We start from the raw sequence: 23619 nt of genomic DNA on the forward strand, positions 1-23619 counted from the left end.
CATGTGGGGGAAGACAGGGATGGTGTCTATGGCAAGGAAAACAGGGTTTGTTACTGGGGTTGCAGGGTGTTGCTACTACTCGAAAGCATCATCGCTGAGCCTTTCTGCGTCCTTGCAACCTCACGCAACTGATCCATACGTTGCTGGTGCTTAGCATTTAAAACCGCTTGCTGCTCTGGCGTAAGCAGGTGGTACATCTGGTTGCGGACCTTAGCCATCTCGACCTGGCGAGCAACCTGTTCCTGCGCCATCTTTTCTGCCTGAGCGCGCACAGCGTTTTCATCAAAATTTTCTGCGGTGACAAGGCGATGCATTGTCTCCATTTCGCTAACATTAACGGGGAGCCTGTCGTGGCGTGCCCGTTGCATAAGATCCCGTAACTGCTGACGTTGCTGCTCGGTTAAACTTATGCCGTCAAACATATGGCTCTGGCTACCGCGCTGTCCCCCTTCGTCTCCGGGGAGCCAGTTAACGCTGGTAACGACTTCAGCGGCCTGGCTATATGCACTTAGCGCCAGCGTTGAGGCCATGACGGCAGCGATAACATTGCGCATCACATACTCCCAAAACGTTTGTGTCGCGATTCAACGAGAGACAGTCTACGATTCAGGCTGCAAACATGCGTCAGGGGGTGTAAAACAACGTAAAGTCATGGATTAGCGGGCCTTGATGACGTAATTTCTGCCTCGGAGGTATTTAAACAATGAATAAAATCCTGTTAGTTGATGATGACCGGGAGCTCACCTCCCTGTTAAAAGAGCTGCTCGATATGGAAGGTTTTAACGTGCTGGTGGCCCATGATGGGGAACAGGCGCTGGCCCTTCTGGACGACAGCATTGATTTATTGCTGCTCGACGTAATGATGCCGAAGAAAAACGGTATCGATACGCTTAAAGAGCTGCGTCAGACACACCAGACTCCGGTTATCATGCTAACAGCGCGCGGGAGCGAGCTGGATCGCGTTCTCGGCCTCGAGCTGGGCGCAGATGACTATTTGCCTAAGCCGTTCAACGATCGCGAACTGGTGGCGCGTATACGCGCGATTCTGCGCCGTTCCCACTGGAGCGAACAGCAGCAGACGACCGAAGCCGGCTCGCCGACCCTGGAAGTGGATGCCTTAAGCCTCAATCCGGGCCGTCAGGAAGCCAATTTCGATGGCCAGACGCTGGAGCTCACGGGCACCGAGTTCACCCTGCTCTATCTGTTAGCGCAGCATCTCGGCCAGGTGGTGTCACGCGAACATTTAAGCCAGGAAGTGTTAGGCAAGCGCCTGACGCCGTTCGACCGCGCCATCGATATGCATATTTCTAACCTGCGGCGTAAGCTGCCGGAGCGCAAAGATGGCCATCCGTGGTTTAAAACGCTGCGTGGCCGCGGGTATCTGATGGTTTCCGCTTCATGATTGGAAGTTTGACTGCACGCATCTTCGCCATCTTCTGGCTCACGCTGGCGCTGGTGTTGATGCTGGTGCTGATGCTGCCCAAACTGGACTCCCGGCAGATGACCGAGCTGCTGGAAAGCGAGCAGCGTCAAGGCATCATGATCGAGCAGCACGTCGAGGCCGAGCTGGCCAACGATCCGCCAAACGACCTGATGTGGTGGCGTCGTCTGTTTCGCGCCATCGATAAATGGGCGCCTCCGGGTCAGCGCCTGCTGCTGGTGACCAGCGAAGGCCGCGTGATCGGCGCAGAACGCAACGAGATGCAGATCATTCGCAACTTTATCGGCCAGGCCGATAACGCCGATCATCCGCAGAAAAAACGCTATGGCCGCCTGGAAATGGTGGGCCCGTTCTCCGTCAGGGATGGGGAGGATAACTATCAGCTGTATCTGATCCGTCCCGCCAGCACCTCACAATCCGACTTTATCAACCTGCTGTTTGACCGGCCGCTGCTGCTGCTGATCGTCACAATGCTGGTTAGCGCCCCGCTGCTGCTGTGGCTGGCGTGGAGCCTGGCGAAACCGGCGCGTAAGCTGAAAAATGCCGCTGACGAGGTCGCCCAGGGCAACCTGCGGCAGCATCCGGAGCTGGAAGCCGGACCGCAGGAGTTTTTAGCCGCCGGCGCCAGCTTTAACCAGATGGTGACGGCCCTGGAGCGGATGATGACCAGCCAGCAACGGCTGCTGTCCGATATCTCGCACGAGCTGCGCACGCCGCTCACGCGCCTGCAGCTGGGCACCGCCCTGCTGCGCCGCCGCAGCGGTGAGAGCAAAGAGCTGGAGCGTATCGAAACTGAAGCGCACCGACTGGACAGCATGATCAACGACCTGCTGGTGATGTCGCGCAATCAGGCGAAAAACGCCCTGGTGAGCGAGACGGTCAAAGCCAATCAGCTGTGGGGCGAAGTGCTGGACAACGCGGCGTTTGAAGCCGAGCAGATGGGTAAATCGTTCACCGTTGAGTATCCGCCGGGTCCGTGGCCGCTGTACGGTAACCCCAATGCGCTGGAAAGCGCGCTGGAGAATATCGTCCGCAACGCCCTGCGCTACTCGCACACCAAGATTTCCGTCAGCTTCTCAGTGGATAAAGACGGGATTACGGTTAACGTCGATGACGACGGCCCGGGAGTCAGCCCGGAGGATCGCGAGCAGATTTTCCGGCCATTCTACCGGACCGACGAGGCGCGCGACCGCGAGTCCGGCGGCACCGGCCTGGGGCTGGCGATTGTCGAAACCGCTATTCAGCAGCACCGTGGCTGGGTGAAGGCCGACGACAGCCCGCTGGGCGGTCTGCGCTTAACCCTCTGGCTACCGCTGTATAAGCGGACCTGACGCTGACCCGGCCTGCGCTGCGCCGGGTTACCGCCAGGAACGGTCAGGTCGCCCGGGTAAGGCGCTTGCGCCGCTACCCGGGAGACGCTGCGGAAAGCGCCAATATGGGGGAATTATTTCCCCCATAATCGCCGTGAATTATCCTCGATCTTGCCGCTTAAACGCCGCTTCTGCATGGTTCGACTCCAGCTTACCGACAGGCCCGCGGCCGACAATAAGCGGTGGTACTGATCGTCATCAAACGGCATCTGCCAGGCAATCGCCCCGGCCTCATGGACGCTGACATCGCTCAGGCGAGAGACCAGTTCGAGCGGCGCATCGCTGGAGACTTTCCCCCCGGCGATCACCCGGTACAACCAGCCGGTCTTCCCGCTGTTTTGCATCAGCTGCGCCATATCACCGATCGCAAAATGAAAGTTGAGCTTGAAGCACGGAGAGCGCGGCTGGGTGACCTGGATCAGCGCCTCGCCCCAGCGAAAGATGTCGCCAATGTAGACGTTTTGTTCGGTGAGGCCGGTGGTGGAGAGGTTTTCGCCGAACGCCGGGGCGCAGAACCGATCGGCCTGCTGGGGGAATTCACGGATCCAGTCGGCATAGTGTTCGCGCGGATAGTGACACAGCGCGCGGTCCGGCCCGCCGTGTATTTTCTTCTCCGCCTGCTCATCCCCTTCGAGACCGAGATCGCCGAGCTGCAACTCGCCGTCAACCTGGATTTTGCCGATCGCGCTGGGACGACTGCCCGTGTAGTCCCTGATTTTGCCGACAAAGACATTCACCGGATAATGCATGTCTGCTCTCCTTGCTACCGATATAAAAAAAGCGAGCCATCAGACTCGCTTCTCTCTTAGCACATTGCAACCTTATTTTTTGGCGGCAAAACGCGCTGCAGCTTCGTCCCAGTTCACCACGTCCCAGAAGGCTTTGATGTAGTCCGGGCGACGGTTCTGGAATTTCAGGTAGTAAGCGTGTTCCCACACGTCCAGACCCAGGATCGGGAAGCCGGAAGCGCCGGAAATGGCTTCGCCCATCAGCGGGGAATCCTGGTTTGCGGTGGAGACAACGGCCAGTTTGTCACCTTTCAGGACCAGCCACGCCCAGCCGGAACCGAAACGGGTCGCAGCGGCTTTTTCGAATTCCGCTTTGAAATTGTCCACAGAGCCGAAATCGCGCTCGATAGCCGCTTTCAGGTCGCCCTGCAGGGTGGTACCGGTTTTCAGGCCTTTCCAGAACAGGCTGTGGTTCGCGTGGCCGCCGGCGTTGTTACGCAGTACGGTTTTTTTGTCAGCCGGCAGCTGATCCAGCTTGGTGATCAGCTCTTCAGCGGACAGGTTAGCGAACTCCGGCAGGCTTTCCAGCGCGGCGTTGGCATTGTTCACGTAGGTCTGGTGGTGTTTGGTGTGATGGATCTCCATCGTCTGCTTGTCGAAGTGCGGTTCCAGAGCATCGTAAGCGTACGGCAGGGATGGCAGGGTATAGCTCATAATCATCTCCATTATTGTCGAGCGGCTCAAGTGTTAACGCCGCGTAAGCAGTTTGTCCATTATAGTTAATTAAATGGTATTGAAAATGCTTATCAATGCCGTATTTTTCATATGGATATAACCAGAAGAAATACCCGTCGTTTTGTGATGTAGAACAACTAATTAAGCCCATGGTTGCCAGAGTTCGCCATCCTGTGGCAACGTCCTGAAGGCGGCCAAAGCGGCTAATTTTTACACTCATCGCATCGGAAGCCGCCGTCTCCGATAAAAAAAGATGAGGATAAAATCAATGAACCACGCGATTACGATGGGTATTTTTTGGCATTTGATAGGGGCCGCCAGTGCCGCCTGTTTCTATGCCCCGTTCAAGAAAGTAAAACACTGGTCGTGGGAAACCATGTGGTCGGTCGGGGGGATCGTCTCCTGGCTGATCCTGCCCTGGGCCATCAGCGCCACCCTGTTACCCGATTTCTGGGCCTACTACCGCTCCTTTAACGCCTCCACGCTGCTGCCGGTCTTTCTGTTCGGCGCCATGTGGGGCATCGGTAATATCAACTATGGCCTGACCATGCGCTATCTCGGCATGTCGATGGGGATTGGCATCGCCATTGGCATCACGCTGATTGTCGGTACGCTGATGACGCCGATTATTAACGGTCAGTTTTCGGTGCTGATGCACACCCAGGGCGGTCAAATGACGCTGCTCGGCGTGCTGGTGGCGGTGGTTGGCGTTGGCATCGTCACCCGCGCGGGCCAGCTGAAAGAGCGCAAAATGGGCATCAAAGCCGAAGAGTTCAATCTGAAGAAAGGGCTTCTGCTGGCGGTGATGTGCGGTATCTTCTCGGCAGGGATGTCGTTCGCGATGAACGCCGCCAAACCGATGCATGATGCCGCCGCGGCGCTCGGCGTCGACCCGTTATATGCGGCGCTGCCAAGCTACGTGGTGATTATGGGCGGCGGGGCGCTGGTCAACCTTGGCTTCTGCTTTATTCGTCTGGCGAAAGTGAAGACTCTGTCAGTCAAAGCCGATTTCTCACTGGCCAAACCGCTCATCATCAGCAACCTACTGCTTTCCGCCCTCGGCGGCCTGATGTGGTATCTCCAGTTCTTCTTCTATGCCTGGGGCCACGCCAGCATTCCGGCGCAGTATGACTATATGAGCTGGATGCTGCACATGAGTTTCTACGTACTGTGCGGCGGTCTGGTGGGTCTGGTGCTGAAAGAGTGGAACAACGCCGGTCGTCGTCCGGTGAGCGTCCTGAGCCTCGGCTGCGTGGTGATCATCATCGCCGCCAACATCGTCGGTCTGGGAATGGCCAGTTAAGCACCGGATCATCTGCCTGACAAAGACGCTCTTCAGGCGGCGGCGCGACTGCGCTGCCGCCACTGCCCCGGCGACATGCCGATTTCCCGGCTGAACACCACCGAAAAGTAGTTACTGTCCTCAAAGCCGCACTGCATGGCGATATCGCCGATTAAGCGCTCGGTATGCTGCAACAGATACTGCGCATGGCAGATCCGTAGCTGGCGTAAATAGTGATTGATGGTCATGCCGGTTTGCTGGCGAAATTGCTGCCGTAGCGCCCGCTCGCTGCCGCCCTCCTGCTCGCAGAAACGCTCCAGGACAAAGGGTCGGCTCAGGCTGGCCGCCAGCGCGGCCAGCAGTTTGTCCAACAGCGCTTCGCGCTGCGTCGCCGCCAGATTATCCGTCGCGTAGCGATGGCGCTGGAGGGTCAGCGCCAGCTGAGCAAACAGCAGCTCGGCCATCGCATTCCCCTGCGCATCGTGCCGGGAACACTCATGCTCAAGCTGGCTAATTACCTGGCGCGCCTGCGCCATACCGGTGCTGCCCATACGCCAGTGGGGCTTCCACGGCGTGCCGAAGAGGCCAGGGATCGCCCCCGCCCAGTCGAAATTGAGCTGCAGCCGCTCCGGGCAATAGATGATGTTCTGCAGAACCAGATCGTTAACGGAAGCATAGGAGTGTTTATCTTCGGCGCGAATATAGAAGAGATCGCCGCGGGTAATGCGCCAGGGACGGTCGTTGAGAACGTGCAGCCCGTTGCCCCGCCACACCAGCACCAGCTCGCAGAACTCATGAGTGTGTTCAGCGAAGACGTTTTGCGGGTAGCGGTCGGCCACCGCCACCGCCTGCGTGGCGGAAGGGAAAAACTCCTCTTTACGTAGAATCAAACCGGCCACGGCTCACACTCCCAACGCGGATAACGGCGCATTATTCGCGTTTTTGGTCCGCAATACGTTGACTCCTCTCGCGTTACTGAAGAATAGCGTCGCGCCCCTGGCGGATATCGCGCGGCGACCAGGAAAACTCGCGGCGAAAAAGCGTCGAAAAGTGGTTACTGTCGCCGAATCCGCAGCGATAGGCGATATCAGTCACGCTTTCATCGCTGTGGCGCAGCAGGTGGCGGGCTTTCATCAGGCGCACCCGATTGAGATAGCGCTGCGGCGTCAGGCCGGTCTGCTGCTTCAGCTGGCGGTGTAGAGTACGCAGCGACAGCGAAAACTGCGCCGCCACCTCCTCCCAGCAGATCTCCTGCGCAAAATGGTCTTCCAGCCAGGCCAGCAGCTGATTCAGCCGCGCATCGTTGTTGGTGGCCTCTTCCGCAAGGCTGCTTTTCCGCAGCAGCACCAGCAGCTGCATAAACAGGATCTCACGGCTGGCGACGGCATGGGTATCCGTTTCGCTCCCCATGGCCTCCATCTGCGCCACGATATGCCGCACCTGCTGCAGGACCGTCTGGTTCACCCGCCAGTGCGACGGGTAGTTGCCCTCCTGCTCCTGAGGCAGCAGCTGGCTGACCCCGGCGAGAAAACGAAACGCATCCGGCGCGCGATAGAGCACGTTGGTCAGACACAGATTGTCCGTGTGCTCGTAAAGATGCCGGTCGTGATCGCGAATAAAGCAGACCGAGCCGCCGCCGATGGTATAGGGCTGGCCATTGAAGACGTGAATGCCCGTGCCCTGCTCCACGATGACAATTTCATGGAAATCATGGTGATGCTCCGGAAAGGCCGACTGAGGGAGGCGGGGTTCAATAGCCACCGTCGAGATCCCGGCCTTAAAGAAATCCGTACTGTGCAATATGGTCATGATGCCACCCTCGTAATGAGAAAAATTATCAGTCACCGGCTGATAGTAATGAAGGGTTGGCTATCCGGCCTTCAATTTTTGACCGCGAAATTCGTAAATCCTGCCGCTTTTTCAAGAATCAGCCGGAAAGATGCGGAACTGCGGACCCCATCACATCCTCCTCACCACCGCCCAAAACCGCAATTTGTGATTTTCCTCACGGTCACCTTTGCTTTCTTGCCAGCGGCCAGTTTCGGCTGTCCGTAGCGAGAAGGTGTTAGTCAGCGCCCTTTTTTAGACTGCGGACAATGATTTTAAGAAGGGTCGTTCCATGAGTATTCGTCATTGTGTCGCCGTCGATTTAGGCGCCTCCAGCGGGCGGGTCATGCTCGCCAGCTATCAGTCCGGGCCGCGCGCCCTGACGCTGCGTGAAATTCATCGCTTCACCAACAGCCTGCAGAAGGTGGATGGCTTCGACTGCTGGGATCTCGATAGCCTCGAAGGCGAGATCCGCCGCGGGCTGGAGAAAGTGTGTGAGCAGGGCATCCTGATCGACAGCATCGGCATCGATACCTGGGGCGTGGATTATGTCCTGCTGGATAAGCAGGGTCAGCGCGTCGGGCTGCCGGTCTCCTATCGTGACGATCGCACCCAGGGCCTGCTACGTCACGCTGAAGAACAGCTGGGCCGGGCGGAGATCTATCGCCGCAGCGGCATTCAGTTTCTGCCGTTTAACACCCTCTATCAGCTGCGCGCCCTGGTGGAGCAGCAGCCGGAGCTGGTCAGTCAGGCCGCCCATGCCGTGCTGATCCCCGACTATTTCAGCTTCCGCCTGACCGGCAATCTGAACTGGGAATATACCAACGCCACCACCACCCAGCTGGTCAACATCCACAGCGATAGCTGGGATGAGACGCTGCTGAACTGGACCGGCGCGCCGCGCGAATGGTTCGGTGCGCCGACGCATCCCGGCAACGTTATCGGCCACTGGATTTGTCCGCAGGGTAATAACATCCCGGTGGTCGCCGTCGCCAGCCACGACACCGCCAGCGCGGTGATCGCCTCCCCGCTGGCCGACCGCCACGCCGCCTATCTCTCCTCCGGGACCTGGTCGCTGATGGGGTTTGAAAGCCTGACCCCGTACACCTGCGACGCGGCGCTGCAGGCCAATATCACCAACGAAGGCGGGGCCGAAGGCCGCTATCGGGTGCTGAAAAATATTATGGGGCTGTGGCTGCTGCAGCGGGTGCTAAAAGAGCAAAACGTCAGCGACCTGCAGGGGCTAATCGCCCGCACCGCCGCGCTGCCGGCATGCCGCTTCATCATTGACTGCAATGACGACCGCTTTATCAACCCGGCCAGTATGAGCGCCGAGATCCAGGCCGCCTGCCGCGGATCCGGTCAGCCGGTTCCGGACAGCGACGCCGAACTGGCGCGCTGCATTTTCGACAGCCTGGCGCTGCTCTACGCCCGGGTGCTTAACGAGCTGGCGGCGCTGCGCCGCCAGCCCTTCAGCCAGCTGCATATCGTCGGCGGCGGCTGCCAGAACGAACTGCTTAACCAGCTGTGCGCCGACGCCTGCGGGATCGTCGTCGTGGCCGGCCCGACAGAGGCCTCCACCCTCGGCAATATCGGCATCCAGCTAATGACCCTCGACGAGCTGGCCAGCGTCGATGAGTTTCGTCAGGTGGTGCGCGGCAACGCGTCCCTCACCACCTTTACCCCCAATCCTGATAGTGAAATTGCCCGTTTCGTGGCGCAGTTTCAGCCACAACAGACCAAGGAGCTTTGCGCATGACCACTCAACTTGAACAAGCCTGGGAAATTGCTAAGCAGCGCTACGCCGCCGTCGGCGTGGATGTCGAGGAGGCCCTGCGCCAGCTGGACCGTCTGCCCGTATCCATGCACTGCTGGCAGGGTGACGACGTCGCCGGGTTCGAAAATCCGGCGGGAAGCCTGACCGGCGGCATCCAGGCCACCGGCAACTACCCGGGCAAAGCGCGCAATGCTCAGGAGCTACGCGCCGACCTTGAGCAGGCGCTGAGCCTGATCCCGGGGCCAAAGCGTCTCAACCTGCACGCTATTTATCTGGAATCCGACGCGCCGGTGGCGCGCAATGAGATTAAGCCGGAGCACTTTAAAAACTGGGTTGAGTGGGCGAAAGCCAACAAACTGGGGCTGGATTTCAACCCCTCCTGCTTCTCGCATCCGCTGAGCGCCGACGGCTTTACCCTATCGCATGCCAACGATGAGATCCGCCAGTTCTGGATCGACCATTGCAAAGCCAGCCGCCGCGTATCCGCTTATTTTGGCGAACAGCTGGGCACCCCGTCGGTGATGAATATCTGGGTGCCGGACGGCATGAAGGATATTACCGTTGACCGCTTCGCGCCGCGCCAGCGGCTGCTGAACGCGCTGGATGAAGTCATCAGCGAAAAATTCGACCCGGCGCATCACATTGACGCTGTGGAGAGCAAGCTGTTCGGTATCGGCGCCGAAAGCTATACCGTCGGCTCCAACGAGTTCTATATGGGCTACGCCACCAGCCGCCAGACGGCGCTGTGCCTGGATGCCGGCCACTTCCACCCGACGGAGGTCATCTCCGACAAGATCTCCGCCGCCATGCTCTACATCCCGCGTCTGCTACTGCACGTCAGCCGCCCGGTGCGCTGGGACAGCGACCACGTGGTGCTGCTGGATGATGAGACCCAGGCCATCGCCAGCGAAATCATTCGCCATAACCTGTTTGACCGCGTGCACATCGGCCTCGACTTCTTCGATGCCTCCATCAACCGCATCGCGGCCTGGGTGATTGGTACCCGCAATATGAAAAAAGCGCTGCTGCGCGCCCTGCTGGAACCGACCGATCAGCTGCGCCAGCTGGAGAACGACGGCGATTACACCGCCCGCCTGGCGCTGCTCGAAGAGCAAAAATCCCTGCCGTGGCAGGCCATCTGGGAGATGTACTGCCAGCGTCACGACACGCCGGCGGGCAGCCAGTGGCTGGACAACGTGCGGGCTTATGAGAATGCGGTTCTGAGCCAGCGCGGGTAATGCACGGGCTTCCCCGGGTCGCGGCTGACGCCTTACCCGGGCTACGAACCGGTAGCCCGGATAAGCCGTTTACGGCGCAATCCGGGGGCACGCACATATTTAGGGTGAGGGGGTCAACCCCTCACCGAATCAACAGGAAAGACAAGACTATGCAGAACATTATCGACGCCTGGTTCGTCCAGGGCATGATCAAAGCCACCTCCGACGCCTGGCTGAAGGGCTGGGACGAGCGCAACGGCGGCAACCTGACGCTGCGTCTGGATGAGGCGGATATCGAACCTTACGTGGCGGATTTCCACGCTAAACCGCGCTATATCGCCCTCAGCCAGCCGATGCCAACCCTGGCTAACCAGCCGTTTATCGTCACCGGCTCCGGCAAATTCTTCCGTAATGTCCAGCTCGACCCGGCCGCTAACCTTGGCGTGGTGAAAGTCGACAGCGACGGCGCGGGATACCATATCCTGTGGGGCCTGACGGAGGATGCGGTGCCGACCTCCGAGCTGCCGGCACACTTCCTGTCGCACAGCGAGCGCATCAAACTGACCGACGGCAAGGACCGGGTGATCATGCACTGTCATGCCACCAACCTGATCGCCCTGACCTACGTCCTGGAGAACCACAGCGATCTGTTCACCCGCAAGCTGTGGGAAGGCAGCACCGAATGTCTGGTGGTCTTCCCGGACGGCGTCGGCATTCTGCCATGGATGGTGCCAGGCACCGATGAAATCGGCCAGGCCACTGCGGAAACCATGCAAAAACACTCGCTGGTGCTGTGGCCGTTCCACGGCGTCTTCGGCAGCGGCCCAACCCTGGATGAGACCTTCGGCCTGATCGACACCGCCGAGAAGTCCGCCGAAGTGCTGGTGAAAGTCTTGTCCATGGGCGGTATGAAGCAGACCATCACTCGCGAAGAGCTTATCGCCCTTGGCAAACGCTTCAACGTGCAGCCGCTGCAGTCCGCGTTAGATCTTTATCCATAACAACATCGCGCCCCGCTCACCGAGACGGGGCGAAGCCTCACCTGCAAACCCTACAAAACTGACTCATGTGGAGTAAAAGCAATGAAAACAAAGACAAGCTTGATCCTCACCGTTGCCGCCCTGGCGTTGTCCGGTTCCGCCTTAGCAGAAGTCAAAATCGCCCTCGTGGCGAAATCGCTGGGAAATGGCTTCTTCGAAGCCGCCAACGTTGGCGCCCAACAGGCAGCCAAAGAGTTAGGTGATGTCAAAGTGATCTACACCGGCCCGACCACCACTACCGCCGAAGCGCAGATCGACGTGCTGAACGGGTTGATCGCCCAGGGGGTGGATGCGATCGCCATTTCCGCTAACGATCCGGACGCGGTGGTGCCGGTGCTGAAAAAAGCGATGCAGCGCGGCATCAAGGTGGTCTCGTGGGACTCCGGCGTGGCGCCGGCAGGCCGCCAGATCCATCTTAACCCCTCAAATAACGCCTTAATTGGCGAAACCAACGTCAAGCTCGCCGCCGATGCGCTGAAGGCGCTGAACGTGGAGAAGGGGGATGTGGCAGTGTTAAGCGCCACTCCGACCTCCACTAACCAGAATATCTGGATTGAGGAGATGAAAAAGGTGCTGCCGCAGTATCCGTCCGTACACCTTGTCACGGTCGCCTACGGTGACGATCTGTCGGATAAAAGCTACCGCGAAGCGGTGGGCCTGCTGAAATCATATCCGGACCTGAAAGTCATTGTTTCGCCGTCATCGGTGGGGATCGTTGCCGCCGCGCAGGCGGTGAAGGACCAGGGCAAAATCGGCAAAGTGTATGTCACCGGGCTGGGGCTGCCGTCGGAAATGGCCGGCGCGATCAAGTCTGGCGCCAGCAAAAGTTTCGCCATCTGGAACCCGATTGACCTGGGCTACGCCGCCACCTATCTGGCCGACGATTTAGTCAAAGGCACCGCGACCAAAACCGAAGCCAGTATGGGCAAGCTGGGCAAAGTGAAGCTGGATGCCGAGGGGAACGGCGCGATGGCCGAGCCGTTTGTCTACGATGCAAGCAACATCGATAAGTTCTCGAAGATTTTCTAACCCTTGTTCCCTCACCCCGGCCCTCTCCGCGATGCGGCCAGCGGGCGCCGGACCGTTCCCTCTCCCCTTTGGGAAGAGAGTTAGGGTAAGGGGCGATTTTACGGAGAACTATCATGTCAGCATCAACGCCACTGCTGTCGCTGAAGGGCATCACCAAGATTTTTCCCGGTGTGCGTGCCCTTGAGAACGTACAGCTTGATCTCTGGCCCGGCAAAGTGACCGCCCTCATCGGCGAAAACGGCGCGGGGAAATCCACGCTGGTCAAAGTCATGACCGGTATTTATCAGCCCGAAGAGGGGGAGATCCTCTATAAAGCGATCCCCATTCATCTGCCGACGCCGGAATCGGCGCACAAGGTGGGGATCACCGCCATTCACCAGGAAACCGTGCTGTTTGACGAACTCTCGGTCAGCGAAAACATTTTCGTCGGTCAGTATCTGTATAAGGGGCTGTTCAAAACGCTCGACTGGCCCGCGATGCATCGCCGGGCTGGCGAGATCCTCGCCCGGCTTGAAGTTCTGATCGACCCGCGCGCCACGCTAAAAACGCTCAGCATCGCCCAACGGCACATGGTGGCGATTGCCCGGGCGCTGGCTTTCGACGCCCAGGTGGTGATCCTGGATGAGCCGACCGCCGCGCTCTCGCAACATGAAATTCTGGAGTTTTATCAGATCGTTGAGCGTCTGAAGCAGGACGGCAAAGCGATCCTGTTTATCTCGCATAAGTTTGATGAGATTTTCGAGCTGGCGGACTACTACACCATTCTGCGCGACGGCGTTTACGTCAGCTCCGGAGCGATAAACGACATCACCGAAGAGCGGATGGTGGCGATGATGGTGGGCCGCGCGATTACCCAAACCTACCCGAAAGTTGACTGTACCCCAGGGGAAACGGTGCTGGAGGTGCAAGACCTCTGTCACCCCACCGAGTTTGCCCATATCAGCTTCAGCCTGCGCAAGGGAGAAATTCTCGGCTTTTACGGCCTGGTGGGCGCCGGACGCACCGAGCTGATGCAGGCGCTCTCCGGCGTAACGCATCCCTCCTCCGGCGAGATCCGGCTGAACGGCAGCCCCATGCGCTTTCGCCAGCCCGCCGACGCCATCCGCGCCGGCATCGTCTGCGTACCGGAAGAGCGGCAGAAACAGGGGGCGATCATCGCCCTGCCCATCGCCCAAAACATCAGTCTGCCGCAGCTCAGTAAGCTCAACCCTAACGGCGTCCTGAACGACGCCCGGGAATGGCGGCTGGCGGACGAGTACGCCTCGCGCCTGCAGGTTAAAGCCTTCAGCTGGCGGCAGCCGGTGGAGACCCTCTCCGGCGGCAACCAGCAGAAAGTGGTGATCGGCAAATGGCTGGCGACCCATCCCGAGGTGATTATCCTCGACGAGCCGACCAAAGGCATCGATATCGGCTCAAAAGCCGCCGTGCATCAGTTTATGTCCGAGCTGGTCAGCCAGGGGCTGGCGGTGATTATGGTCTCGTCAGAGTTGCCCGAAGTGATGGGCATGGCCGACCGGATTATCGTGATGCACGAAGGGCTGATGGTCGCCGAGTACCGGGCCGGGGAAGCGACGGCGGAAACCATCGTTAGCGCCGCCAGCGGCATTGGCCAGGAGGCAGCATGATGGGACACGCATGGCTGAAGCATCGCGAAGCGCTGCTGGCGGTGGTCATCATTTTGATGATCGGCGCCATTGGCAGCCGGGCGCCATCGTTCGTTTCACCGGGCAATCTGGTGGAGATGTTTAACGATACCGCCATCCTTATCATCCTCGCCCTCGGGCAGATGATGGTGCTGCTCACCAAAGGCATCGATCTGTCGATGGCCGCCAACCTGGCGCTGACCGGGATGATCGTCGCCCTGCTTAACGCCCACTATCCGGGTATTCCGGTGGTGGCGCTGCTGGCGCTGGCAACCCTGCTGGGCCTGCTGATGGGGGTGATTAACGGCCTGCTGGTCTGGCGCCTCGGCATTCCCGCCATCGTGGTGACCCTGGGCACCATGAGCATTTATCGCGGCATTATCTTTCTGCTGACCGACGGCGGCTGGGTTAACTCACATCAGATGAGCGCTGATTTCCTCAGTCTGCCGCGCAGCGCCCTCCTGGGATTGCCGCTGCTGAGCTGGTGCGCCATCGCCGCGCTGCTGCTGGTGGGTTATTTCCTGCGCTACAGCCGCACCGGCCGGGCCTTATACACCGCAGGCGGCAACGCGACGGCGGCGTACTACACCGGTATTAACGCCGGGAAAATGCAGTTCGTCAGCTTCTGTCTCTCCGGCGCGCTGGCCGGCTTCTGCGGCTATCTGTGGATCTCGCGCTTCGCCGTCGCCTATGTCGACGTAGCGAACGGCTTTGAACTGCAGGTGGTCGCCGCCTGCGTGATCGGCGGTATCAGCACCATGGGCGGAAGCGGACGGGTGCTGGGCTGCCTGTGCGGCGCGCTGTTCCTCGGCGTCATCAATAATGCCCTGCCGGTGATCGGCATCTCGCCGTTCTGGCAAATGGCGATTTCCGGGGCGGTGATCGTCATGGCGGTGCTGCTTAACGAGCGCGGCAATCGCGGTCACGGGCGGTTAATCCTGCGTAACGCGGCGCTAGCCCGGCAGAAACAGGGGGTGAAATCATGAGCAAGATGATGGTATCTGAAGAGATGAAAAACGCCCCGGCCGCGCCGTCGCCGCTGCGCCGCCTGCTGTGCTGGGAAGGGTTTTTACTGGCGGTCACCCTGGCGGTATTTATCGGCAACGCCCTGGCTTCCCCTTATTTCCTTAATATCTGGAACCTGTCGGACGCCACCTTCACCTTTACCGAGAAAGCGATCGTCGTCCTGCCGATGGCGATGCTGATTATCGCCCGGGAAATCGATCTTTCGGTAGCCTCGACGATGGCGCTCAGCTCAACGGTGATGGGCTTCTGCGCGGCGGCGGGGATGGATACGCCGCTGCTGGTATTGGTCGGGTTGGGCGTGGGTCTGCTGTGCGGCCTGTTCAACGGTATCCTGGTGACGCGTTTTAACCTGTCGTCGATCGTGATCACCATCGGCACCATGAGCCTGTATCGCGGCATCACCTATATCCTGCTGGGCGATCAGGCGCTCAACCACTACCCGGAGAGCTTTGCCTGGTTCGGCCAGGGGTACGTGTGGGGCGCGCTCTCTTTTGAGTTTGCGCTGTTTATCCTCCTCGCGGCCGCCTTCACCTTCCTGCTGCATAAAACCAACTTTGGTCGCCGGACCTACGCCATCGGCAATAATCCGACCGGCGCCTGGTACTCCGGGATCAACGTGAAGCGCCATAACCTGGCGCTGTTCGCGCTGGTCGGGCTGATGGCCGGACTGGCGGCGGTCCTGCTGACCTCACGGCTCGGCAGTACCCGCCCTACCCTGGCGATGGGTTGGGAGCTGGCGGTTGTCACCATGGCGGTGCTCGGCGGCGTCAATATTCTCGGCGGCTCCGGCAGCATGCCCGGGGTGATCATCGCCGCCTTTCTGATGGGGCTGGTGACCTTCGGCCTGAGCCTGCTCAACGTCCCCGGCATCGTGATGTCGGTGATTATCGGCGCGATGCTGATCGTGGTTATCTCCCTGCCGATTATGACCCGGCGGATGCTACAGCGAAGACGATGTTAATTTCCCCCCTCGCCCTACATCCCGGAGGCGGTGCTACGCACCTGTCCTGGCTACCGGCCTGCAGACGCCAGTGAACCTGTAGCCCGGGTAAGGCGCCAGCCGCGACCCGGGAGTGGGTGAAGGGAAACGGATTACCCAAATCAACATTAAGGAGAATTATCATGAGTTTTATGTTGGCACTACCTAAAATCAGCCTCCACGGCGCAGGCGCTATCGGCGATATGGTCAAGCTGGTAGCGGGTAAACAGTGGGGCAAGGCGCTGATCGTCACCGACGGGCAGCTGGTGACGCTGGGCCTGCTGGACAGTCTGTTTTCCGCGCTGGATGAACAGCAGATGGCATATCAGCTGTTTGACGACGTGTTTCCCAACCCTACCGAAGCGTTGGTGCAGCAAGGCTATGCGGCGTACCAGGCGGCCCGCTGCGATTACCTGATCGCCTTCGGCGGCGGCAGCCCGATTGATACCGCCAAGGCGATAAAAATCCTCACCGCCAACCCTGGCCCCTCCACAGCCTATTCCGGCGTCGGCAAAGTGAAAAACGCTGGTGTGCCGCTGGTGGCCATCAACACCACTGCCGGCACGGCGGCGGAGATGACCAGCAACGCAGTGATTATCGATAGCGAGCGTCAGGTAAAAGAGGTGATTATCGACCCGAACCTGATCCCGGATATCGCCGTCGACGACGCCAGCGTGATGCTCGACATCCCGCCAGCCGTTACCGCCGCCACCGGCATGGACGCCCTGACCCACGCCATTGAGGCCTTTGTCTCCGTTGGCGCCCATCCCCTGACCGACGCCAACGCCCTCGAGGCCATCCGCCTGATCAACCTGTGGCTGCCGAAAGCGGTAGACGATGGACACGATCTGCAGGCCCGCGAGCAGATGGCGTTTGGCCAGTATCTGGCGGGCATGGCGTTCAACAGCGCCGGCCTCGGGCTGGTACACGCCCTGGCCCATCAGCCTGGCGCCACCCACAACCTGCCGCACGGGGTGTGCAACGCCATCCTGCTGCCGATCATCGAAAACTTTAACCGCCCGAACGCCGTGGCGCGCTTCGCCCGCGTGGCGCAAGCGATGGGTGTCGATACCCGCGGCATGAGCGATGAAGCCGCCAGCATGGAGGCCATCAACGCCATTCGCGCGCTGAGCAAACGCGTGGGGATCCCCCAGGGCTTCAGCCAGCTTGGCGTCAGCAAAGCCGATATCGAAGGCTGGCTGGACAAAGCGCTGGCCGACCCGTGCGCGCCATGTAACCCGCGCCCCGCCAGCCGCGATGAGGTCCGCGAGCTCTATCTGGAGGCATTATGATCCGTAAAGCCTTTGTCATGCAGGTAAACCCGGACGCGCACGAGGAGTACCAGCGCCGTCATAACCCCATCTGGCCGGAGCTGGAGGCTACGCTGAAAGCCCACGGCGCGCACCACTACGCCATCTATCTCGATAAAGAACGCCACCTGCTGTTCGCCACGGTGGAGATTGAGTCTGAAGCGCGCTGGAACGCCGTCGCCGGGACCGAGGTATGCCAGCGCTGGTGGCAGCATATGCGTGATGTGATGCCTGCCAATCCGGACAACAGTCCGGTGAGCGCGGAGCTTAAAGAGGTGTTTTATCTGGAGTAAAACTACGGCTGCCCCGTAGTGCTGAGCGGGGCAGCCGTTTCAAGCTCTTAGAAGAAGTACTTAAAGCGCACGCGCGCGCCGTAGCGATCGTCGTCATCGCTCTGGCTCAGCTTATTGTCGCTATCCAGAATGGAGTAATAGGCGCCGAGATAGATATTAAAGTTCTGCATATTCATCACGTTCGGAATTTGATACGACGCGTGGAAGGTATGAATATTGTAGGTGCCTTCATCCTTAATCCAGCAATCGTTATCGCAAATCACCCCGGCATAATCGCTGATTTTGTTATGCGCGTAGATATATCCCAGCTCGAAGCGCCGCCACAGCGCGTTCACCCCGGCGGTCAAATCCTGTTCGTTGCTGGCGTCCATATAAGCGGTGTTCAGATTCACCACCACCCCGTCCTCCGGGTCGCGCTTCAGGCCGTTCCAGGTCATGGTCAGGCCATAGCCGGTGCGCCCCGACTGATCGATAAAGTTGCCCTGGGCATCTTTATAGCCGTAGGCGTTCTGCACCACGTTCGCTTCCATGGCCGCGGCAACGGAAAATTCGTCTTTCGCCCATGACACCACCGGACGCAAATAGGCGACGTTCTTTTTCTGCTCCATATCTCGACCATGGTAGCCATCGTTGTCGTACAGCGACGTACCGTCTTCCAGCAGGGTGTTGAGCTCAAAATACCAGTTATCAAGCTGCTTGCTCAGCAGAAAGTTGCCGCCTGCGTCAGAGCGGCCGCGCCCCTCTTTCATCATATAGATATAGCCATGGCCGTCGCTGTAGAGGTCGTTGGCGGTATTACCGGAGTGCTCGACGAAGGTGTCCTGGTTCAGCGGGAACATATCGTACGCTTCAAAGCGCCCCACTTTCACCTTCCAGTCGTTCTCCTGACCAAAGAAGAAAACCGCGTCGTCGAGGTTCATCGAGCCGGTCATATCCGCCAGCGGCTGGACAGAGAAACCGGCAAAATAGCCGTTATCCGTTTTGCGGATACCGTCGAAGCCGAGCAGGATACGGCCGTTTAAATCCCACTTATCGTAGGTGGGATCGCTGCCGACATCGGCGTTGGTCATCGCCAGCAGACCGTGTTTGCTTTCCGCGTCCATGTTGAACTCCACGTCGCCGTAGATTTTCAGATCGCCATAGCCGGATAATTTCAGCTCCGGGACGCTAAGATTCTTTTTACTCTCCGCGGTTGCTGCCGCGCTGTTTACCGGCACACGAGTTTGCGCCGCCTGAATCGCGGCATTCTGCTTCGCCTGCAAATCCCGCACCTGGCCTTCCGCTACCGTCGCCCGGCTTTCCGCGGCGGCTAGCCGCGCTTCAAGCTGTTCCATTCGTTGTTCCAGCGTCAGTTGATTATTTTTTCCGACCGCCGATCCCGTCATTAAACACAAGCCTAGCGCTATTGATAATGTTGTTTTATTCATTTTTATTTTCCCAGAGGTAAAAGGTGGGATAAGGTGAATAAAAATATTCACCTTTTATATTTTGATTTTTATTTAGCAGAAGAATGAATGAAATAACGTGTAATCTGCCTCCTTAAATAACGTCATTCGCTATACGGATTAACAAACAGAGTGAATATTAATTTCCAGCAACCGGTGTCGCCCTGAAGGCATTACGCGCTCTGTCTATGACCACCTGTGCGTCACTGCCGCTATCAAGTATCGTGTTTTGCGCGGATTCTTTTTCTACCTGTACGGCGACCGCATCGAGTTCTTTTAACCTGGCCGTCGTCAGCAAAGCGCTGACCTGCGCCGCAAAGCAGGCATCCTCTTCAGAGGGCTGCGCCTGCGCCGCTGACGTCTCCGTGGTCGCCACGATATGGTTATTCACAATATAATTCCCTTTGCCGGAAACAAGGCGGATGATGACCGGTTTTATTCCCAGCGGCTTGAGATACTGGACATCAATCGTTTCGGAAATATGATTGGCAATAACCGAATTATTACTGCCGTTTATATGCAGCAAGCCATAGGCGTCATCCAGGCCGTTGTCATAGGCCTGCATCGGCGGCCAGGGTTCACGATCGCGCAAGAAATGGTTTGCCGAGATCAGATTCTCCGCGCAGTTGTTCTCGAGAACGAGCATTCCCGGATAAAATGAATGGAATCGATTGCTGGTGATGCTAGAGCGGACCACGCCCGATAAGTGCACGCTGCTCGCACCACGGGGAAAAATATTGTTGGTAGAAATCAATAACCCCCCGAAGTTTTGCGCGTAAATAGAATAGCCTTTATAGCCCGCGCCAATCAGGTTATCGGTTATTTTTGAAGCCTGCCCGGCGCCACGCAGCTCGATACAGTTACCGCATTCGGCGATAAAGTTATTATGGATCGCCATTGCATCGCTATTGTACGTGGTGAGGCCATGCTCCAGATAGATAAATCCCATCCCGGTAATGCGGAAAGCGTCCTGCGCGCTGGCGATATAAATGCCGGTTTTACCGTTCGTATAGGTATTTTCCGGGTCGTTGTTTCCCAGCCCATCATCAACAAAGTGCAAACCATCAATACAGAAGTTTTCAAACGCTACAGAACTAATTCGCGGCGCTCCGCTGCGTTTCACGTAAAATGCAGCACCAGCGTGTTCTTCATCACGGGGGTGCGCACAAATATCGACCAGAATACGGCTGCCACCCGGCCAAATATCATGCAAATTCGCCCAGTCATCAGCTGGCGTATTGAAACGAATACTTGAGGAGACAAAACCGTGTCCGGCACCCATTATTTTTAAATAACTGATATCGATCAAAACCTGCGTCTTCAGATGATAGTCGCCTGGTGGGATATAGATGATGGCACCGGGTTTTCCGCCATTATTAATATCGGTTGCAGTTTGCCGTTTTTTAATATCGAGGATAATACTGTTGATAACTTCGCCGATATCCTTGTTAGGATTACCGATATGCCACTGCGTCACGTCATAATAATTATCATGCGTCATGAAGAACCTCCTCTGCTATGAACAGAAAATCAATTAAAAAAATTCTGATTTGATTAATACTGATATTTAATGATAAATAGTACGGATAGCCTGATCCGCTGGCGATTAATCGCGACCTTTTTCCAGCTCACGTTTTGCAAGATCCGTTTTGATTTTCTCAAGGAACGCGTTATTCAGCTTGAAGTAGCGCACCAGATACGCGCTGATGAAATAACTCACCATCGGCAACAGTGAGAACATCATAATAATTCCTTGAATAGTCTGAGAATTCTGCTGCGGCTCATTCGCGACATAGCCGGTAAATGCCAGAATCCAGGCGACGATTGCGCCAGCGACCGCCAGCCCCATTTTGAGCATAAACAGGTTTCCCGCAAAGGAGATGCCGGTCAGGCGTTTACCAAATTTCCAGTCACCGTAGTCATCGACGTCGGACATCATCGCCCACAGGATGGGGCCAGACTGAATTAAATGCAGAATGTTAATGACGATAAATAGCGCCATCAGCGGGGTCAGTGATTGCGGATCGATAAACCACAGCGCAAATGACAGAATACCGAGAATAATGTTAATAATGCGGAATAGCGCCAGCTTATCAAAGCGATCGGTAAGCGGTTTGGCAAGCACGCTGCCCAGCATATTACAGGCCACGCCCAGCGCCATAAAGAAGGTAATAAATCCGACAGACGCCTTCATGACATAAGTCGCATAATAAATAGTGACGCCACCGCGGATAAATGCCGGAAAAACGTTCAGGAAAGTAATAGAGATCATTAAGAGCCACTGATCGTTTTTGATAATGTCCCGCAGGTCTTTTTTCAACGACTCGTTTTGCTTAACCGATACCACCCGCTCTTTAATGCTGGAAAAGCAGAACAGGAACATCAGCGTTGCCGCACCACCCATAATGACCATGGTCAGCTGGAAACCGGAGGCGCGGTCGCCATTACCCAGCCAGTCCGTTAACGGCAGAATAGAGGAGGAGATAATTAATGTTGCCAGGCCATTCAGGAAAAAGCGCCATGACAAACAGCCCATACGCTCTTTCTGATTGAGGGTAATGACGCCGCCGACCGAGCAATAGGGAATATTAATCGCGGTATAAATCAGTGACATAACCAGATAGGTAACCCAGGCATAAATAATCTTGCCGTTCATGCTGAGCTCTGGGGTCGTGAACATCAGTACCGCCCCCAGACCAAACGGAAATGCCATCCATAATAGCCATGGACGGAATTTTCCCCAGCGCGACACGGTGCGGTCGCAGATTGCCCCCATCAGCGGATCGCTAAACGCGTCGAAGATGCGAATCACCAGGAATAATGTGCCCACCACTCCGGCATTGAGGCCATAGACATCGGTATAGAACCACGTCAGATAGAGCGCCAGTACGCTCCATATCATTCCTGAACCGGCGTCACCCATGCCGTAGCCGATCTTCTCCCTCAGCCCCAGCTTTTCATAAGCGCTTGGCTTTTCCATTGCGGTAGCAGACATAAATACACCTATTTTTTGTTAAAAGGAGCCCATGGCGCCAAATGTCGCGCCATTTCTAAACATAAAACCCTTACAGGGAAGTAATATTAATTTTTACGCTGCTCTCACGAATAATTAACCGAGAGACAATTTCGTGCATTTCAATACTGTCCGGCTGCTGTTGATGTTTCACCATCTGAAACGCGAGGTGAGCAATTTCATTTACCGGCTGTGCAACGCTGGTGATTTTTTTTGTTTGCGCCAGTAGGGTATTATCAAAGCTGGCAATCGCAATATCTTCAGGAGCGGAGATGCCTTTTTCTTTTAGTCCATCGATAATATAGTTTGCCGCAATATCATTATACACTAAGAGGCATGTACAGGTTCGCGTCGGCTCGCTGAGTTTCTCGATAACATCATCAAGAATACTAATATGGCCTGATATCTTTTCACCCTCGCCTTTGGCTATCCAGAACGAATTATCTTTAGCAAGCTTTAAACCGTGACTCGCTATTTTTTTGCTGTACGACGAAACCTTACGGCTATCCACCCCTTCCTGGGCCACAAAGCCAAATGAAAGATGGCCTGTATGAATAAAATGTTCCGCAATACTTTCTGCGCCCCGGTCCTGATTAATCGATACGGAATTAAAGAACCGGGATACCTGGGTGACGACGGCGACCGGGATCCGGGTAATGCTTAACCATTCTGAAAGTTCGGCTTCTGCTTCTGTCGGCACCCATAGCAAACTGTCAATGCCCATCCCCACTAAGGTCTGAATAATATGTTTATCCTGCTGCGGCTGATTCTGATGCGTTTTAACGATCACCGATTTGCCGATATACCGGGCCTCTTCTTCCACCGTCGCCAGCAGTTCACAGAAGTGAGGATTCACCAGATTAGGCAAAACCACACCAATCAGCCCTGAACATTTCCCGCTAAGCTGAAACGAACTTTTGCTGGGAACATAGCAAAGATAATCCATCGCCTCCCGCACCGCCTTACGCGTTTCCGCGACTACGCTGGGGTGATTATTCAGGACTCGTGATACGGTCGCCGTCGAGACCCCAGCTCTTTTCGCTACGTCTTTAATCGATGCCATGGTGATTGATCATACCCTCTAACAATGGTGTTCACTATAAATTGTGAACTCTGCCAGGAATGTAATCCAGTTCACATGTTGCTGCGTTACATAGATCCATACTCTGGCCTCGCATTTTTATTTTACTGGTCATCTTTATTAAGATACGTTAATTGAGAAAAATAACATAATAAAAAGATATCAAGCTTTCCAGACAGGAAATACAGAGGTGTGATGATATCATTACAGCTCATCACGAGTATGAGGGAGTTAACTTTTATTGACCGAAAGGATTATCTCTTTTTTACAAAAAGAAGAATAAGTTATAGCCCTTATATAGGGTAAAGCCGGGTACAATTCTGGCGGTTATTGTTCATTCCTTATATTTTAATGCCTACCGCTGCTTATGCGCTCTTTCATTT

At 56.9% G+C, this 23619-nt stretch carries 21 protein-coding genes; 12 read left to right on the top strand and 9 right to left on the bottom strand.

Annotation, left to right across the window (positions count from 1 at the left end; all coding sequences use genetic code 11):
- Positions 1 to 50: 50 nt before the first annotated feature.
- Entirely contained in the window at positions 51 to 554 is a 504-nt protein-coding gene (gene cpxP / locus ABLX76_RS15425; protein ID WP_023291526.1) for a cell-envelope stress modulator CpxP, read from the bottom strand.
- 149 nt (positions 555 to 703) lie between these two features.
- Here cpxP and cpxR point away from each other — a divergent pair, with 149 nt between their 5' ends.
- Positions 704 to 1402, top strand: coding sequence for an envelope stress response regulator transcription factor CpxR (gene cpxR / locus ABLX76_RS15430; protein WP_004203671.1), 699 nt, complete (start codon positions 704 to 706; stop codon positions 1400 to 1402).
- On the top strand, positions 1399 to 2772 hold the full coding sequence (cpxA, locus tag ABLX76_RS15435) for an envelope stress sensor histidine kinase CpxA (RefSeq protein WP_008807874.1): 1374 nt from the start codon (positions 1399 to 1401) through the stop codon (positions 2770 to 2772). Before cpxR ends, cpxA begins: the two co-directional genes overlap by 4 nt.
- Positions 2773 to 2885: 113 nt before the next feature.
- Here cpxA and yiiM read toward each other — a convergent pair whose 3' ends face one another.
- Together yiiM and sodA are read right to left on the bottom strand one after the other, a co-directional pair.
- Positions 2886 to 3560, bottom strand: coding sequence for a 6-hydroxyaminopurine reductase (gene yiiM, locus ABLX76_RS15440; RefSeq protein ID WP_218810475.1), 675 nt, complete (start codon positions 3558 to 3560; stop codon positions 2886 to 2888).
- Between the two features lie 72 nt (positions 3561 to 3632).
- On the bottom strand, positions 3633 to 4253 hold the full coding sequence (sodA, locus tag ABLX76_RS15445; RefSeq protein WP_004203668.1) for a superoxide dismutase [Mn]: 621 nt from the start codon (positions 4251 to 4253) through the stop codon (positions 3633 to 3635).
- Positions 4254 to 4542: 289 nt separating this feature from the next.
- Between sodA and rhaT the strand changes: the two genes are divergently transcribed.
- Positions 4543 to 5577 (top strand): L-rhamnose/proton symporter RhaT, encoded by a 1035-nt coding sequence (rhaT, locus tag ABLX76_RS15450; RefSeq protein ID WP_023291524.1) that lies wholly within the window; start codon positions 4543 to 4545, stop codon positions 5575 to 5577.
- 32 nt (positions 5578 to 5609) lie between these two features.
- On the opposite strand, the gene rhaR is transcribed toward rhaT, so the two are convergent.
- A complete protein-coding gene (rhaR, locus tag ABLX76_RS15455) occupies positions 5610 to 6455 on the bottom strand; it encodes an HTH-type transcriptional activator RhaR (RefSeq protein WP_004203666.1) in 846 nt (281 codons plus the stop codon).
- 73 nt (positions 6456 to 6528) lie between these two features.
- On the bottom strand, positions 6529 to 7365 hold the full coding sequence (rhaS, locus tag ABLX76_RS15460) for an HTH-type transcriptional activator RhaS (RefSeq protein ID WP_004203665.1): 837 nt from the start codon (positions 7363 to 7365) through the stop codon (positions 6529 to 6531).
- 310 nt (positions 7366 to 7675) lie between these two features.
- On the opposite strand from rhaS (ABLX76_RS15460), the gene rhaB reads away from it, so the two are divergent.
- From rhaB to rhaM, 9 genes are all read left to right on the top strand, one after another.
- On the top strand, positions 7676 to 9142 hold the full coding sequence (gene rhaB, locus ABLX76_RS15465; RefSeq protein WP_065883465.1) for a rhamnulokinase: 1467 nt from the start codon (positions 7676 to 7678) through the stop codon (positions 9140 to 9142).
- Positions 9139 to 10398, top strand: a complete 1260-nt coding sequence (locus ABLX76_RS15470) for an L-rhamnose isomerase (RefSeq protein ID WP_032454470.1) — start codon at positions 9139 to 9141, stop codon at positions 10396 to 10398. The genes rhaB and ABLX76_RS15470 overlap by 4 nt, the downstream gene beginning before the upstream one ends.
- Positions 10399 to 10547: 149 nt before the next feature.
- Entirely contained in the window at positions 10548 to 11378 is an 831-nt protein-coding gene (rhaD, locus tag ABLX76_RS15475) for a rhamnulose-1-phosphate aldolase (RefSeq protein WP_023291521.1), read from the top strand.
- Between the two features lie 81 nt (positions 11379 to 11459).
- A complete protein-coding gene (gene rhaS, locus ABLX76_RS15480) occupies positions 11460 to 12446 on the top strand; it encodes a rhamnose ABC transporter substrate-binding protein (protein ID WP_023291520.1) in 987 nt (328 codons plus the stop codon).
- Between the two features lie 113 nt (positions 12447 to 12559).
- Entirely contained in the window at positions 12560 to 14071 is a 1512-nt protein-coding gene (locus ABLX76_RS15485) for a sugar ABC transporter ATP-binding protein (RefSeq protein WP_048296391.1), read from the top strand.
- Entirely contained in the window at positions 14068 to 15075 is a 1008-nt protein-coding gene (locus ABLX76_RS15490; protein WP_072096694.1) for an ABC transporter permease, read from the top strand. The genes ABLX76_RS15485 and ABLX76_RS15490 overlap by 4 nt, the downstream gene beginning before the upstream one ends.
- Positions 15072 to 16076 carry an ABC transporter permease gene (locus ABLX76_RS15495; protein WP_032454468.1) on the top strand — a complete coding sequence of 335 codons (1005 nt, stop codon included), beginning with the start codon at positions 15072 to 15074 and terminating at the stop codon, positions 16074 to 16076. The genes ABLX76_RS15490 and ABLX76_RS15495 overlap by 4 nt, the downstream gene beginning before the upstream one ends.
- 161 nt (positions 16077 to 16237) lie before the next feature.
- Positions 16238 to 17386 (top strand): lactaldehyde reductase, encoded by a 1149-nt coding sequence (gene fucO, locus ABLX76_RS15500; RefSeq protein WP_023291516.1) that lies wholly within the window; start codon positions 16238 to 16240, stop codon positions 17384 to 17386.
- Entirely contained in the window at positions 17383 to 17697 is a 315-nt protein-coding gene (gene rhaM, locus ABLX76_RS15505; protein WP_023291515.1) for an L-rhamnose mutarotase, read from the top strand. The genes fucO and rhaM overlap by 4 nt, the downstream gene beginning before the upstream one ends.
- A gap of 47 nt (positions 17698 to 17744) precedes the next feature.
- Here rhaM and ABLX76_RS15510 read toward each other — a convergent pair whose 3' ends face one another.
- From ABLX76_RS15510 to ABLX76_RS15525, 4 genes are all read right to left on the bottom strand, one after another.
- Positions 17745 to 19124 carry a carbohydrate porin gene (locus ABLX76_RS15510; RefSeq protein WP_032429039.1) on the bottom strand — a complete coding sequence of 460 codons (1380 nt, stop codon included), beginning with the start codon at positions 19122 to 19124 and terminating at the stop codon, positions 17745 to 17747.
- A gap of 157 nt (positions 19125 to 19281) precedes the next feature.
- Positions 19282 to 20643 carry a NosD domain-containing protein gene (locus ABLX76_RS15515; protein ID WP_348874797.1) on the bottom strand — a complete coding sequence of 454 codons (1362 nt, stop codon included), beginning with the start codon at positions 20641 to 20643 and terminating at the stop codon, positions 19282 to 19284.
- A 105-nt stretch (positions 20644 to 20748) separates the two neighbouring features.
- The gene (locus ABLX76_RS15520; protein ID WP_050442669.1) at positions 20749 to 22137 is read right to left on the bottom strand and encodes a glycoside-pentoside-hexuronide (GPH):cation symporter; all 1389 of its coding nucleotides are present in this window, start codon (positions 22135 to 22137) and stop codon (positions 20749 to 20751) included.
- Positions 22138 to 22207: 70 nt separating this feature from the next.
- Positions 22208 to 23218 carry a LacI family DNA-binding transcriptional regulator gene (locus tag ABLX76_RS15525; RefSeq protein ID WP_023291510.1) on the bottom strand — a complete coding sequence of 337 codons (1011 nt, stop codon included), beginning with the start codon at positions 23216 to 23218 and terminating at the stop codon, positions 22208 to 22210.
- Positions 23219 to 23619 lie beyond the last annotated feature (401 nt).

The organism is Klebsiella sp. JB_Kp004 (assembly GCF_040065795.1).
Taxonomy (GTDB): domain Bacteria; phylum Pseudomonadota; class Gammaproteobacteria; order Enterobacterales; family Enterobacteriaceae; genus Klebsiella; species Klebsiella quasipneumoniae.